This is a genomic window from Jeotgalicoccus nanhaiensis (genome assembly GCF_015235105.1).
Taxonomy (GTDB): domain Bacteria; phylum Bacillota; class Bacilli; order Staphylococcales; family Salinicoccaceae; genus Jeotgalicoccus; species Jeotgalicoccus nanhaiensis.
The window spans coordinates 115,770-129,989 of the sequence record NZ_JADGLW010000001.1; the positions used below are offsets into that span (position 1 = coordinate 115,770).

Consider the following 14,220-nt stretch of genomic DNA (forward strand, 5'->3'; position numbering starts at 1 on the left):
CAATCCCCTTTTTATTTAAAATATAGTAACGCTTGTTTCCCCATCAACCTCTTCTACTTTCACCGATACTTTTTCTGTTTTCGATGTCGGAATATTTTTCCCGATGTAATCTGGTCTGATCGGCAGTTCCCGGTGACCTCTGTCGACGAGTATTGCGAGTGATATAGTCGTCGGCCTCGCCGTGTTGAGTATTGCATCGATGGCTGCTCTGATAGTCCGTCCTGTTTCCAGCACATCATCGACAATTACAACGCTCTTATTCGTAAAGTCAGTATCGACGGCTACTGCATTATCCGCCTTGACATCTTCGGGCCGGTCATCTCTAAAACCGCTGATATCTATAGTCCCGGCCGGGAGTTTAACACCTTCTATTTCTTCTATTCGTTCCTGGATGCGGAGCGCGAGATGCTCTCCGCGCGTTTTAATGCCGAGCAGCACGATATTATCACTGCCTTTATGTTTTTCTAAAATTTCGTGTGACATACGTGTCACAGCCCGTTTAATTTGTGCACTGTCCATAATTGTTTTTGCTGTCATTGCTAATTCCTCCATTTTTTTGCATAAAAAAAATACTCATGCCAGAAGACATGAGTATATAGTTATTCTATATTTTGCGCACAGCTTGGTATATAAGCCGCCCATTCCGGCCCGGCTTATTTTTCATATGCACAATTCACGTCTTCTCAGCCTCACTGGACTAAAATTTAAAGACTTCGTATTTAATTGATTGAAATTATCATACCAACCGCTTTATTTTAAGTCAAGCAGTTATTTATTTTTCTGACAGACGCATTTCATCGAGTACATCGGTGAAATATTTTGGAAGTTCTTTTTTAAACTCCATCCGTTCCCCTGTTTTCGGGTGAGTAAACCCGAGTACACCTGCGTGCAGCAGCTGGCCGCCGACATCCAGAGTTTTTCTCGGTCCATATTTCGGATCCCCAGCAAGCGGGTAGCCGATATATTTCATGTGAACTCTAATCTGGTGTGTCCGGCCTGTTTCGAGAATGCATTCGACCAGCGTAAAATTATCGAAACGCTCAAGCACGTTAAAGTGTGTAACCGCATCTTTACCTTCATCGACAACAGCCATATCCTGGCGTTCTTTCGGGTTGCGGCCGATAGGCGCCTCGATTGTGCCGAGGTTATGCGGAATGACACCGTGCACAAGCGCTGTGTATTTTCTCGTTACTGATTTTTCAACAAGCTGTTCGACTAAATGGCGGTGCGCCACATCGTTTTTCGCGACCATCAAAAGGCCTGAAGTATCTTTATCGATACGGTGCACGATGCCCGGACGCAGCTCTCCGTTAATACCGGACAGATTATCAAGCTGATCCATCAGGCCGTTAACGAGTGTGCCCGAAGCATGCCCCGCTGCGGGATGTACAACCATGCCGCGGTCCTTGTTGACAACAGCAACATCATCATCTTCATAGACGATATCGAGATTTAAGTTTTCAGGCACGATATCCGCTTCAACATTTTCACGTTCAAGCAGTTCGATTCTGTCGTCCTTTTTTACTTTATAATTCGGTTTTACCGTTTTGCCATTCACTGTAATATGACCCGACTTTACGCGATTTTGTATGTCTGTACGGGATGTATCTTCGACAAGGCCGGCAAGTACTGTGTCCAGTCTTTCGCCTTCACTTTCTTCAGTTATAATTAAATTCATTTTTCTTCTTTACCTCTTCCCGTTATAAATACTTCGATTAACAATAGAATCACGCCGATTGTAAGGGCACTGTCCGCCACATTAAAAATAGGGAAATCATAAGTGATAAGCAGTACATCAAAAAAATCCACAACTTCCTGAAATAACAGACGGTCGATAAAGTTGCCAAGCGCGCCAGCCATCAGGAGTGTTATTCCAACTTGCATCAAGAGATTATTCTTCGCTTCCGTTTTGTAAAAGTAGAATAAAAATACAAGGACTACAAGGGTAATGATGTAGAAGAACGCCATGCGTCCTTCAAACATTCCCCAGGCAGCGCCGCTGTTGCGGTGGGATGTAATTTTAAAATATTCCCCGAGCACGGGAATGGATTCTCCGAGCTCCATCCGTGACGCCACCAGAAACTTGGTCAGCTGATCGATTGCCAGAATAATTATGCCGACGAGTGCCATTGGTAATATTCTGTATTGTTTCATCGCTTACTGTGCATCCACAACTTCGCGGCAGCGCGGGCAAATATCGTCTTCCCCGTTTACCAGCACGTCAGCTGTTGAATAGTTCCAGCAGCGCTCGCAGCGTTCGCCGTCAGCGTGTTCAACTTTTACTGTAACAACATCGTATTCTGTACCGTCAGCAATTTCATCAGCCACTTCGACCTGCGACACGATAAAGAACTGTTCAAGATTGCCGCGGATATCATCCAGATTAAAGTCTGTAGGCTGTGTCAGTGTCACTTTTGCATCGAGTGATTTACCGATGACTTTTTCATTGCGGGCAGTTTCAAGCGCTTTGTAGACGTCATCGCGGACCATCATGAATTTCTGCCATTTCTGAATGAGTTCACCATCTGTTTCTTCTCTTTCAGGATAATGCTCAAGGTGAACACTTTCCTTATCAGTGTGCGGTGTATGCTCATAAATTTCTTCAGCAGTGTGAACTAAAACAGGCGCAAGAATCAGATTTAATTCTTTCAGAATTTTATAAAGTACTGTTTGCAGACTGCGTCTGATCGGTGCATCTGCTCTTTCGATATAAAGTATATCCTTGCCGTAATCGAGATAGAAGTTCGACAGGTCAACGTTGATAAAGTTCTGTACAGTCTGGTACATCGTTACATAATCGTAGCGTTCGTATGCATCCAGCATAAAGGTTTTCAGTTCGTTAAAACGGTTGTACATATATTTATCGACTTCATATAAGTCTTCGTATGCTACGTTATTTTCGGCCGGGTTAAAGTCGTTGACGTTACCGAGCAGGAATCTGAATGTGTTGCGGATTTTGCGGTACACTTCGGAAACCTGTTTTAAGATATCGTCAGATACACGAACATCCTCCTCGAAGTCTGATGACATTACCCAAAGCCGGATAATATCAGCACCCATCTGCTGCATTACTTTCGTCGGCAGAATAACATTGCCGAGAGATTTCGACATCTTCTTGCCCTGGCCGTCCATTACAAATCCGTGTGACAGCAGCTCTTTATACGGCGAGTGGCCTCTTGTTGCGACACTTGTTATCAGTGATGAGTTGAACCATCCGCGATACTGGTCGGAACCTTCAAAGTAAAGATCTGCAGGGTAAGTCAGATAATCTCTGTAATCCAGCACTCCCCGGTGTGTTGAACCTGAGTCGAACCAAACGTCCATAATATCTGTCTCTTTAGTAAATTCGCCGTTCGGCGCACTTTCATGAGTGAAGCCTTCCGGCAGCAGGTCTTTCGCATCCCACTCAAACCAAATGTTTGAACCGTGTTCTTCAAACAGTGTTGCCACGTGTTCAAGTACTTCTGTATCGATAATTTCTTCCCCGTTTTCCCCGTAGAAGAATGGTAATGGCACTCCCCATACACGCTGACGTGAAATAACCCAGTCTCCGCGGTTTTTAATCATATTGTACATGCGTTTACGATTCCATTCCACCTGGAATTTTGTATCCATCAGGGCGTTTAGAATATCTTCGCGGACACCCTCAATTGAAGCAAACCACTGCGGTGTTGCACGGAAAATGACCGGTTTCTTCGTCCGCCAGTCATGCGGATACGAGTGAGTGTAGAATGACAGTTTTAATAATGCACCCGCTTCTTTCAGATCTTCAGAAATCACTTTGTTTGCATCATCGTAAAACAGTCCTTCATATTTTCCTGCCTCCTCAGTGAAGACACCTTTATCATCGACAGGGCTTAATACATCCAGACCATACTGCTGACCAACTTTAAAGTCATCGTCCCCGTGACCCGGTGCTGTATGAACAATACCGGTACCCGCTTCAGTTGTAACGTGGTCGCCTAAAACGACTAAACTTTCACGGTCGAATAACGGATGTTCAGCTGTAATATATTCAAGTTCCGAACCTTTAAATTCTTTCGTACGGGTAATTTTATCTTTGTCGAATTCCACTTCGTCAGCGAAGGTATCAAGCAGGTCTTCCGCCACGATAAATTCCTCGCCTTCATAACTGAACTGAACGTAATTTAAGTTTTTATGAACAGCGAGTGCCAGGTTCGAAGGAATTGTCCACGGTGTTGTTGTCCAGATGACAAATTTAACACCCGGTTCAACAGTATCTTTACCGTCTTTTACTTTAAATGACACGTAAATAGACGGGGATTTTTTATCCTGGTATTCCAGTTCCGCTTCTGCAAGTGAAGATTCACTCGTCGGAGACCAGTAAATCGGTTTTTTACCTTTGTAGATTAACCCTTTCGCAACCATGTCTTTTAAGACGCGTACCTGTGATGCTTCAAATTCAGGTTTGTATGTTAAATAAGGATTATCCCATTCACCGTCGATACCCATGCGTTTAAAGCCGTCGCGCTGAATGTCGATCTGCGAGTTAGCAAATTCGATACATTTATTTCTGAATTCTTCAATAGACATTGATTTGCGGTCGACACCTTTATTGGTCAGCGCCTGCTCAATAGGGAGACCGTGAGTATCCCAGCCGGGAACGTAAGGCGTGTAATAGCCCTGCATCTGCTTGTTGCGGTTAATAATATCTTTAATGATTTTATTCAGCGCATGTCCCATGTGCAGATTACCGTTGGCATACGGAGGTCCGTCGTGGAGCACAAAAGGTGTGTTGCCTTTGTTTAATTCAAGTTTTTTCTTGTAAAGATCGATATCTTCCCAGTGCTGCTGCATTTTTGGTTCTTTGTTAACTAAGCCGCCGCGCATTTTAAATGCTGTTTTCGGCATTAACAGAGTGTCTTTATAGTCCATAATGATTCTCCTTTTTAATAATAAAAAGACCCTAAGCATGTTAAGGGGCGAATGACCGCGGTACCACCCTTCTTGACTGCTTAGAGTCCACTTCGTTTACTTATATTTTATAAATCATTAGTGATTTCAAATCGTCCATTCTCGCCGGGGCTCGCACCATCCCCCGGTCGCTGCATTCAAATGAAAGTTTGCATGTCTAATAATACATCTTAATTATGCTAAATATCTTACAATCCGTCAATGTAAATTTGCTATTTTTCAGATTCTCCGCCGTCAAACTCCAGCAATCTTTCCCAGTCTTCTGTCTCCAGAAGATCGAGCTGCGCCTGCACCAGCATTTTATAGCGCGCCCTGAAAATTTTTGCCTGGCGTTTTAAATCTTCATTATGCTGTAGCATATGATTTTCACGTTCTCTCGCCCGGCTCACAATCTGCTCGCCTTCTGTTTCAGCTTTCTGGATAATGCTGTCGCTGTAATTTTGTGCGCGCTGTTTAATATCATCGCCTGCTTTCGCAGCACTTAGAATAGCTTCCTGTATAGAAGATTCTACACTTTTAAAGCTGTTTAAGTTTTCCTCGCGTTCGTTCAGCATTTCTTCCAGCTGGGCAATACGCGCATCTTTTTTGTCCAGTTCGTCTGCAACTTCTGTTAAATGCTGTCTGACTGCCTGTTCATCAAGTCCGCGGTAGACTGTCGAAAACTTTTTCTTAGTTATTTCTTCTCTTTTCAATCCGTTCACCTCAATTATCAGTTACTATCATGACTTCGAGCCGGTACTTCCCTTTTTTCGTTTGTGCGATCTGCTCCGTTACGGTAAAACGGCCAAATCCCCGAACTGAGATAATATCTCCAGTTTCTATTATAAACGAAGGTTCATCGACTATCGAATGATTCACTTTAACCTTTTCTTTTTCAACTCGTTCTTTAGACTTTGCTCTTCCCTCTTTTAAGACGAGCGAAACGATAGAATCGAGCCGGTATGAGGAACTGAGGACGGTGACAGGCTTCATGGTTACAGCAGCATCGATAAATTCACTGTGAGGTATTTCAGTTAATTTAAGCGGCGCATTTTTAATTTTTGTGAGTTCTGTTTTAAAGAGTTCTTTAAAAGGTGAAGCTACTGCGAATTGTATTTTTTCACCGTTCACTATATCTCCGATAACTGAACGATCGACTCCGATGCTCATAAACGCGCCCAGCAGATTGCGGTGGGACAAGGTCACAAATTTATCGGGGTAGGATACTTCAAACACAGTAATTTCAAAATCGTCAAAAGAGTAGTCGAAGTATTCCGGCAGCAGTATGGCCCGTAAACGTTCGCGTTCAGCCTTGTTACCGCCCCCGTAGTAATGAACTGTAATATCCGGATACTGGCCGCTTAGACTTTCGATCATTTTCTGTTCCCGCGGATTTAAGAAATCGGTCAGCACAGCGTAAAAATTATTTGAAGCCTGCTCAAATTTACTATTCAACAATGTCAGCATCTCCCGTTCTTCGGGTCTGAAATGCTGGTAGACACCTTTCATAAAAATCACACCTTAATAAATAATGGAGATATTGGCTGAACCAATATCTCCCTTTATGCAGCCCATGTTATAAGGACTCTGAATATTTCGTGCATACCTCTGCCGAATAAATTTAGTATAATAATTAAAATTATCGGTGATAAATCCAATACTCCGCCAAGCGGAGGAATCATACGTCTGAAAGGTTCCAGCAGCGGCTCATAAACTCTTCCTAAAAAGTTTCCGAAAGATGACTCACGCAGTGCCGGGAACCATGAAGATAGTATATAAATAATTAATCCCCATGTAAAAATCGGCCAGACGAAGTTAAAAAACTGCCAGATATACAGTAATATTGTGACAAGTAATGAATTATCCAAACTAACTCTCCTTACATTTCATCGAAAAACTCTTCTTTATCGGAGATTTCACCTTCAACACCAAAACTGTTTGGCGTGCAGAGAAAAATATCCGCACCGACTTTTTGTATATCGCCTTCTAAAGCATAAACTGTTCCGCTTAAAAAGTCCACGATGCGCTTTTTTGGAACCGAATCAATTTTAGTCAGATTGACAAGTGCTGCACGGTTGCTTTTCAGCTCATCGGCAATATCCTGTGTTTCTGCAAATACTCTCGGTTCAAATAAACATACTTTTGTATTCTGATCATTTACAGGCATTGTACGATTCTCCCTGCTTTGTGGTTGGTTAACTTTCTTTTGTTCCTGCTGTTTGTTCTGCACTTTTGTTTTTGCCGCGGGTTTTTGTCCCCCTTGTTTCGAACCGATCAGTTTCTTGCTGCTCTGTGCTGCTTTTTTAGGTGCCGCCTCTTTTTGACGGCTATTCGGTTGTTTATTCGTATTAAGATTTGTGACTTTCGCCGGTGTTTTCGCCTGTTCTGCCTTCTTATCATTCACAGGGACTTCTTCTTCAACGACAAATAAATCTTTTATAAACTTAGTAATAGCCATTTTTTTCACCTAGCTCCCCATAATTTTACTCCCGATTCGTATGTATGTTGCACCATTTCTAACTGCAATCGGATAATCATTGCTCATACCCATGCTGAGTTCTTTTACTTCAGGATAATTTTCTACGATATTTTCACGCAGCTTCTTTAATCCTTTAAATGTGTTTTCAATAATTGAAATATCTTCAGTGTTCGGCGCCATAGTCATTAAACCGATGACTTTAACATATTTGTAAGCTTTAAGTTTCTCAATAAAACCTTCAACTTCTTCCGGTTTCAAACCATGTTTTGAAGTTTCATCAGAAATATTTACCTGTATAAAACAGTTTACAACATGCATGCCTGCCTGTTCAATTTTTTTCGCTACGCTTTCGCGTTCCAGCGAATGAAGATAATGAAGATCACCGATGACTTCTTTAACTTTTCTCGACTGCATTGTGCCGATAAAATGCACTTCAGCATCTGCCGGCAGCGCTGTGCGCTTTTCGATAAACCCTTCAATGCGGTTTTCACCGAAATGTCTGACACCAGCTTCATATGCTTTAAGTGTTTCTTCAACAGTATGATATTTAGTGACGGCGATAATGTTAACATCTTCGCCGACTTCGTTTTTTATCTGTTCGTAGTTTTCCTTAATCATTATTACGCCTCCCGATAAAAGCCAGTGCTCGGCCGGTTTGGCCTTCTTCCAGCCGGAAGGAGAAGAATTCATCCGCTTCAGTTCCGAGACCGGTCACGCTTATATTTTCTTCATCAATTCCGGCAGCTCTTGCCTGATGTCTATTGGCATCTTTTAAATTGAGCTGCCAGCCGGATTTAGTCTGTTCATAAGAACTTTCCGGCAATGGTTTCAACGCATCGATTACCTTATCGTCCACTTCGTAGTACTTCTGGTTAATACCGACACCGATAATTACCCTCAGGTCTTTTTTACTGCCTCTGTAGCAGTCAATCAGCTTCGCCGTAATTTTTTTTGCAGTGCCTCTCCAGCCTGCATGCGCAAGTCCCAAAAAGCTATCTGATACGCTGTAAACGTATACAGGAATACAGTCGGCATAATTCATTGTTAAAAGTACACCGGTGTCATAAGTATATAAACCGTCTACATCATAGAGACTGTCGCCGAGTTCCTCAGCATTTGTACCTCTGTCTCTTTTCGTCACTTCTTTAATATTGCCGCCGTGTTTTTGTATCGGCAGTACCCATGAACTTACAGGAAAATCTATTTCTTCAGCAAGTTTCTTCTGATGGCTATGGACATTTTTGACTTTGTCACCGATATAGAGCGCCATATTAAAGCTGTTTTTCGGATAAGAACTCTGTCCGCCGTGCCTCATCGTGTAGCCGAAAGTCAGCTCATCTGAATTATCTCCGACGAAATATTTATGCGTTTTAAAGCAATTATTATTCAAATTATCTCCCGCCTATAAAATAAAGGAGATATTGGGTCGCCAATATCTCCGATATATACAATGCACAAAATTTATCTTCTGCGTCTTTCTCTTCTCGAACTGTTTCCTTTAAGGAAAGTCGGAACATCAGGCTCTTCCTGTGGACGGGCATCAAATCTGTCCGGCTCACGGGAGAACCCTTCATCTTCGGCAATATCTCTTGAGTTATATGCCGGCGGCTGATTAAAATTGCTGCCTCCGCCGCGTGAATTATTCTGTTCAGGCTGCTCAGAAGGTCTGTCAGCAGAACGCTGAAGTGTTTTCTCATTGAATCCTGTAGCAATTACAGTAATTACAATTTCATCTTCAAGTTCAGGATTGATAACAGTACCGAAAATCATATTAACATCTTCATCCGCTGCATCCTGAACGATGTCTGCTGCTTCCTGCGCTTCAAAGAGCGACAGCGATTCTCCGCCTGTAATATTCATCAGAACACCCTGTGCTCCAACGATTGACGTTTCCAAGAGCGGGCTTGAAATTGCTTTTTTAGCTGCTTCAACTGCACGGTTTTCGCCAGCTGAAATACCGATACCCATTAAGGCAGAACCCTGGTTCTGCATAATAGTCTTAACGTCTGCGAAGTCAAGGTTTACTTCACCGCTTACAGCGATAAGGTCAGAGATACCCTGAACACCTTGGCGCAGAACGTTATCAGCTTCTTTAAATGCTTCCATCATCGGTGTAGATTTATCTACGATATCTAATAAGCGATCATTTGGGATAATAATCAGAGTATCGACAGCTGCCTTCATCTGTTCAACACCAGCAGCAGCTTGTGTTTGTCTCTTTCTTCCTTCAAAACCGAACGGGCGCGTTACAACACCTACAGTGAGTGCTCCCATTTCTTTAGCGATTTTGGCAACGACCGGTGCTGCGCCAGTACCTGTTCCGCCGCCCATACCCGCTGTAACGAACACCATGTCCGCACCCTGGATAGCGTCTTCGATTTGTTCGCGTGATTCTTCGGCAGCTTTTTTACCGATATCGGGATTTGCCCCGGCACCTAAACCGCGTGTTAATTTTTCACCAATTTGGATTCTTGACTCGGCTTTTGATAAATTTAAAGCCTGCCCATCAGTGTTAATAGCAATGAATTCAACGTTGGACATGCCGTCCTCAATCATACGGTTAACAGCATTATTACCGCCGCCGCCAACACCGATAACTTTTAACGTCGCCATGTGATTGAAACCTTGTTCAAATTCTAACATTAATCTTTCCTCCCAAATGTACTTCTACTCAAATAAATTTTTAAATACTTTTTTAATTTTACTGCCTAAATCGCCTTGCTCTTTCGGTTCTTTATCGGAACGTTCAGAACGGTTATCGGCGTCATCATAAGTGTAATCTTCGTATTCTTCATCGGCAGCATCATCTTCAGCCTGTGATTCTTCACCGCCGTCTTCATCAGGATAGTTATAATCATCTTCGTATGAAACTTCATCATGATCCTCATCCCGATTGACCTGAAGCTCATTCTCTTCTTTACGTTTTGCAAACAGTCCCGTAAAGAAGTTTGCAGGCTGTGCTTCCTGTTCATCGTTCACTGTATTGTGTGAGTATGTTTCTGGATAGTCATCATAATTATCAATTGTAACATATTCCAGTAACTCATCAAACATTATTCCGCTTGATAACACGGAGATTGCACTTGTGAATTCAGGTTTTCTTGCACCCATCTGATTCGGTATATGAACTCTGACTTTTTCTGCAACCAGATCCTGCATCAATTCTTTAACACCGCGGATATTTGCTGTTCCGCCGGTCAGCACAAAGCCGCCCTGCACATTATTTACACCGTTTGCTGCAAGGTCTTCAAAAACGCCCATAAAGGCATCTTCAACCACAAGCTCAATAACATCTGCGAGGTCTTTTGAAGTTACTTCAGCAGGTTCTCTCGAGTCATTCTGCTGCAGCATCATTTTCTCATCATCGCTTGCGAGATCGAAAAATGCATGGCCGTACTGTTCTTTCGCCTGATCCGCTTCATCGTAAGTCGTATTAAATTCATCGACTAAATCTAGGGTAATATCGCGGCCAGCAAGCCCTATGCTGTTCGCATATTTTAAAGAACCGCGTTCATAGTAAGCGAACTGCGTTAAGTCGAGGCCAATATCGATAACAACGGCGCCGAGTTCAACTTCAGCGTCTGTCAGCACATGCTGATAATTTACCGCATCTGAATACACATCTAAAATAGTTAAGCCTGCCGCTTCAACACATTTAACAATATTAACAAGCAGTGTACGATTTGCAGATACGACACCTGCTTTAACTGCCAGACTTTCTTCTGCGATCATTTCTTTTGGATCATTTACTTCATGCAGACCGTCCACTATAAAAGATACCGGATAAACGCTGACTACTTCCTGCTGGGTTGCAGGAACATTCATACGCACATTTTCCAGCAGCTCTTCAATATGTTCACCGGTAATTTCTGTCGCTTCCCCGCCGAAACGGATAATATCTTCTGTAAAGTGAATATGAGTATCCGCGATTGGAATTTTCACAAATACTTCTTCAATATCTACACCTGAAGCAATTTTTGCTTTTTTAATTGTATCTGTAATTGCATTTTTAGCCTGATCAAAATCGTTGATCATCCCTTTAGAAACCCCATCAGTGAAGGTTTGACCGGTACCAATAACATTCACACCGTTGTGAAATTTTTCTCCGACCACTACTTTGACACTAGACGAGCCGATATCAAGGGCAACATAATAATGTTCCTTCACCTTATTGCCTCCTACACAGCCATTTTCATAATACTATTTCTAGTTTACATTATACTCAGATTAATGTGAACTATTTCAAAAAATTTGTTTAACTTTATCTCTCTTTATTCTTCGGCGGCATTGTCGATTTCGCCAAGTGCCGACCTTACACCATCCAGAGCTTCATTGATATCTTCAATATAACCCACCTGGGATGGTTCATTATAAATATTGTCTTTAATTTCACGTGCATCTGCGCTGTCGTACGGAAGGTAGCTGGTGCCGACTTCCATATCAATTATCCCGCCGGTTTCGTCACCGATTTCCTGACGGATACCGATGTAATAATTCATTTTTTCGCTGAAAGTTTCATAATCAGCAACTATTTCCTGGCCGTCATTCATAAAGACGTGAATGCGGCGCATCGAATTATCTGTCGGGCGGAAATAGATTTCCGATATACTTTCCAGTATATCCACTTCAATTTCATTCAGCGCTGCAACAAGCGCATCGAATTCCTCGCCTTCAAAATTATAGATAATCGGTGCATTGCGGGGAGCCGACGGATAACCGCGCTGGATTCTACTGTTTTCAAGTACAGGAAAATAAAGATCTTCACTATTAATGTAAGCAATAGCTTTATATTCATTAACATTAACTGTAACATTATTCGGCCAGTCCCGCTCTACAGATACTTCCTCAATTACCGGGAGCAATTCAACATTGTCCTCAGCTTTGCCGGCAGAAATACTGAACATCTTATCCCCTGTACTAAAACCGATACGCTCTTCAAGTTCCGTTTCAGTAACCAGACTGTTTCCTTCAAAGTTAATTTCCTTGACGTCACTCGCACTGGAAAAGACATACCACAGCAGAACGCCGAGCAGCAGCACTAAAAAGATAACGATGCCGATATACAGATGAACCCGTTTAAATTTAAATTTCTCTCTAGGTTTTTTCGTCTTCTGGCCTTTACTCTTTTTCTTTTTGGTACTGCTGTCTGCTGATTTTTTACCGCCGCTTTTTTTATTTCCGGCAGATTTCACGTTTTGTTTTCTGTTCTTTCCGGGCGTTTTTTTATTTTTAACAGCGGTGCTTTTTTCTTCAAAATCCTTATAGTGTTCTATTTTTAAAGATAGTTCATCATCTTCAGTCTCTGCTTTTTTCGAAACTTTTTTACTGGCCGGCGGCTTTTCAAAATTGCCTTCAGTTTTCTCTTTCTCAGGTTTTTTTGCAGTATAGCCGACATAGTCAGTATCCTGACGCTTTTTTTTCAATTTTTCTTTAATGTTATTGATATTATTATCATCTTCTTTACTCATCGGCTATACCTCCTGTTCTCTTTAGCTGAGTTTTGCGAATCCTTCTTTAAAATGGTCTCCGCGCCGCTCGTAATCTTTATATTGATCCCAGCTCGCGCACGCTGGAGAAAATAACACTGTATCTCCCGGTTCTGCATAATACCGGGTAAGCTCTACGCCTGTGTACGGATTTTCAGTCAGCTCTGCAGGAATATTCAATTTCTCTGCAAGTGCTTCGAATTTCGGCGCTGTCTCTCCAAAAGTAACAATCCGCTTAACATGTCCTGCATACTGCATCAGTTCATCAAGCGACTGTCCCCGGTCGAGGCCGCCTGCAAGCCAGATAACCGGCGTATCAAAACTTTTCAGGGCAAATGATGTTGCCAGATTATTCGTCGCTTTTGAATCGTTGTAATATATCACATCATCGATTGCACCGAGACGTTCGAGTCTGTGGGAAATACCGCTGAATGTAGCAAGCGTCTTCTTAATTGCATCCTTATTTACACCGTGCGCGGCTGCGGCAAGGAGTGTCGCAAGTATGTTCTCGATGTTATGCTCACCTTTAAGTACGGCATCCTGAACTTGCATTACCACTTCACCATGTACGATTAAATTTCCATCTGCTGCATAGGCATCAGCTTCTGACTCCGTATCAAAGTACTGAACGCGGCATTTAATATCCCGGTTTTCCAGCAGATGCGCCTGTTTTTTATTAAAGATTAATAAATCATCAGCCGTCATATTTTTAAATATTTCCAGTTTGGCATGAACATATTCTTCAACTGTACCGTGATAATCCAAATGCGCTTCGTAAATATTTGTAATGACTGCAATATCCGGTCTAAATTCCTCAATGCCCATCAGCTGGAATGAAGATAATTCCATCAGCAAGGTGTCATCTCTTGTTGCTTCCATTGCAGCAGCTGAAGCAGGATAGCCGATATTACCGCATAAGATAGGGCTGCTGCCGCCATGTTCCAGCATTTCCCCGAGCAGATGCGTACATGTTGTTTTGCCGTTCGTGCCGGTCAGTGCATATATCGGCGCTTCACTCAGATGATGCGCAATCTCAACGTCTGTAACAATCGGTATTTTTCTTTCTGCTGCTTCTTTTAAAAAAGGAATGCTGTACGGAATCCCCGGGTTCTTAACGATTAAATCTGCATCGTTTAAAAGATTAACCGGATGGTGTCCGTCGACAATCTCAACACCCCATGCTTTGTATTTCTGTTCCGCTTCTTCATCTGAAAAAACTTCATTAGTCGTCAGTGTCACATTCGCACCTAAACTGACCAGTGCATTTACAGCACTTTTTCCGCTTCTTCCATATCCGAGTACGATGATATTTTTATTTTCGTAGCCTCTGAATGGTTTCAT

The 14,220-nt window shown here is 42.4% G+C and carries 13 protein-coding genes and 1 pseudogene; all 14 read right to left on the reverse strand.

Annotated features, from left to right (window positions below; translation table 11 throughout):
* Nucleotides 1-15 precede the first annotated feature (15 nt).
* Nucleotides 16-537, reverse strand: a complete 522-nt coding sequence (gene pyrR, locus IR135_RS00535) for a bifunctional pyr operon transcriptional regulator/uracil phosphoribosyltransferase PyrR (RefSeq protein ID WP_228063364.1) — start codon at nt 535-537, stop codon at nt 16-18.
* Nucleotides 538-772: 235 nt separating this feature from the next.
* Nucleotides 773-1,678, reverse strand: a complete 906-nt coding sequence (locus IR135_RS00540) for an RluA family pseudouridine synthase (RefSeq protein ID WP_135095738.1) — start codon at nt 1,676-1,678, stop codon at nt 773-775.
* Nucleotides 1,675-2,154 carry a signal peptidase II gene (lspA, locus tag IR135_RS00545; protein WP_115885730.1) on the reverse strand — a complete coding sequence of 160 codons (480 nt, stop codon included), beginning with the start codon at nt 2,152-2,154 and terminating at the stop codon, nt 1,675-1,677. The genes IR135_RS00540 and lspA overlap by 4 nt, the downstream gene beginning before the upstream one ends.
* A gap of 3 nt (nt 2,155-2,157) precedes the next feature.
* Nucleotides 2,158-4,896 (reverse strand): isoleucine--tRNA ligase, encoded by a 2,739-nt coding sequence (gene ileS / locus IR135_RS00550; RefSeq protein ID WP_135095740.1) that lies wholly within the window; start codon nt 4,894-4,896, stop codon nt 2,158-2,160.
* A gap of 251 nt (nt 4,897-5,147) precedes the next feature.
* Nucleotides 5,148-5,636, reverse strand: coding sequence for a DivIVA domain-containing protein (locus IR135_RS00555; RefSeq protein WP_318272191.1), 489 nt, complete (start codon nt 5,634-5,636; stop codon nt 5,148-5,150).
* A 1-nt stretch (nt 5,637) separates the two neighbouring features.
* The gene (locus IR135_RS00560) at nt 5,638-6,423 is read right to left on the reverse strand and encodes an RNA-binding protein (RefSeq protein WP_135095742.1); all 786 of its coding nucleotides are present in this window, start codon (nt 6,421-6,423) and stop codon (nt 5,638-5,640) included.
* A gap of 53 nt (nt 6,424-6,476) precedes the next feature.
* Nucleotides 6,477-6,782, reverse strand: coding sequence for a YggT family protein (locus tag IR135_RS00565; RefSeq protein ID WP_115885726.1), 306 nt, complete (start codon nt 6,780-6,782; stop codon nt 6,477-6,479).
* Between the two features lie 11 nt (nt 6,783-6,793).
* Nucleotides 6,794-7,372: a cell division protein SepF gene (sepF, locus tag IR135_RS11705; RefSeq protein ID WP_135095744.1), complete on the reverse strand. Its 579-nt coding sequence runs from the start codon at nt 7,370-7,372 to the stop codon at nt 6,794-6,796.
* A gap of 9 nt (nt 7,373-7,381) precedes the next feature.
* Nucleotides 7,382-8,011: a YggS family pyridoxal phosphate-dependent enzyme gene (locus IR135_RS00575; protein ID WP_135095746.1), complete on the reverse strand. Its 630-nt coding sequence runs from the start codon at nt 8,009-8,011 to the stop codon at nt 7,382-7,384.
* On the reverse strand, nt 8,004-8,783 hold the full coding sequence (locus tag IR135_RS00580; protein ID WP_228063365.1) for a polyphenol oxidase family protein: 780 nt from the start codon (nt 8,781-8,783) through the stop codon (nt 8,004-8,006). The genes IR135_RS00575 and IR135_RS00580 overlap by 8 nt, the downstream gene beginning before the upstream one ends.
* Nucleotides 8,784-9,088: 305 nt before the next feature.
* A pseudogene (gene ftsZ / locus IR135_RS00585) lies at nt 9,089-10,036 on the reverse strand (cell division protein FtsZ); the annotation flags it as partial.
* 24 nt (nt 10,037-10,060) lie between these two features.
* A complete protein-coding gene (gene ftsA / locus IR135_RS00590; protein ID WP_135095750.1) occupies nt 10,061-11,560 on the reverse strand; it encodes a cell division protein FtsA in 1,500 nt (499 codons plus the stop codon).
* 104 nt (nt 11,561-11,664) lie between these two features.
* Nucleotides 11,665-12,861: a cell division protein FtsQ/DivIB gene (locus IR135_RS00595; protein WP_135095752.1), complete on the reverse strand. Its 1,197-nt coding sequence runs from the start codon at nt 12,859-12,861 to the stop codon at nt 11,665-11,667.
* Between the two features lie 21 nt (nt 12,862-12,882).
* Nucleotides 12,883-14,220 (reverse strand): UDP-N-acetylmuramoyl-L-alanine--D-glutamate ligase, encoded by a 1,338-nt coding sequence (gene murD / locus IR135_RS00600; RefSeq protein WP_135095754.1) that lies wholly within the window; start codon nt 14,218-14,220, stop codon nt 12,883-12,885.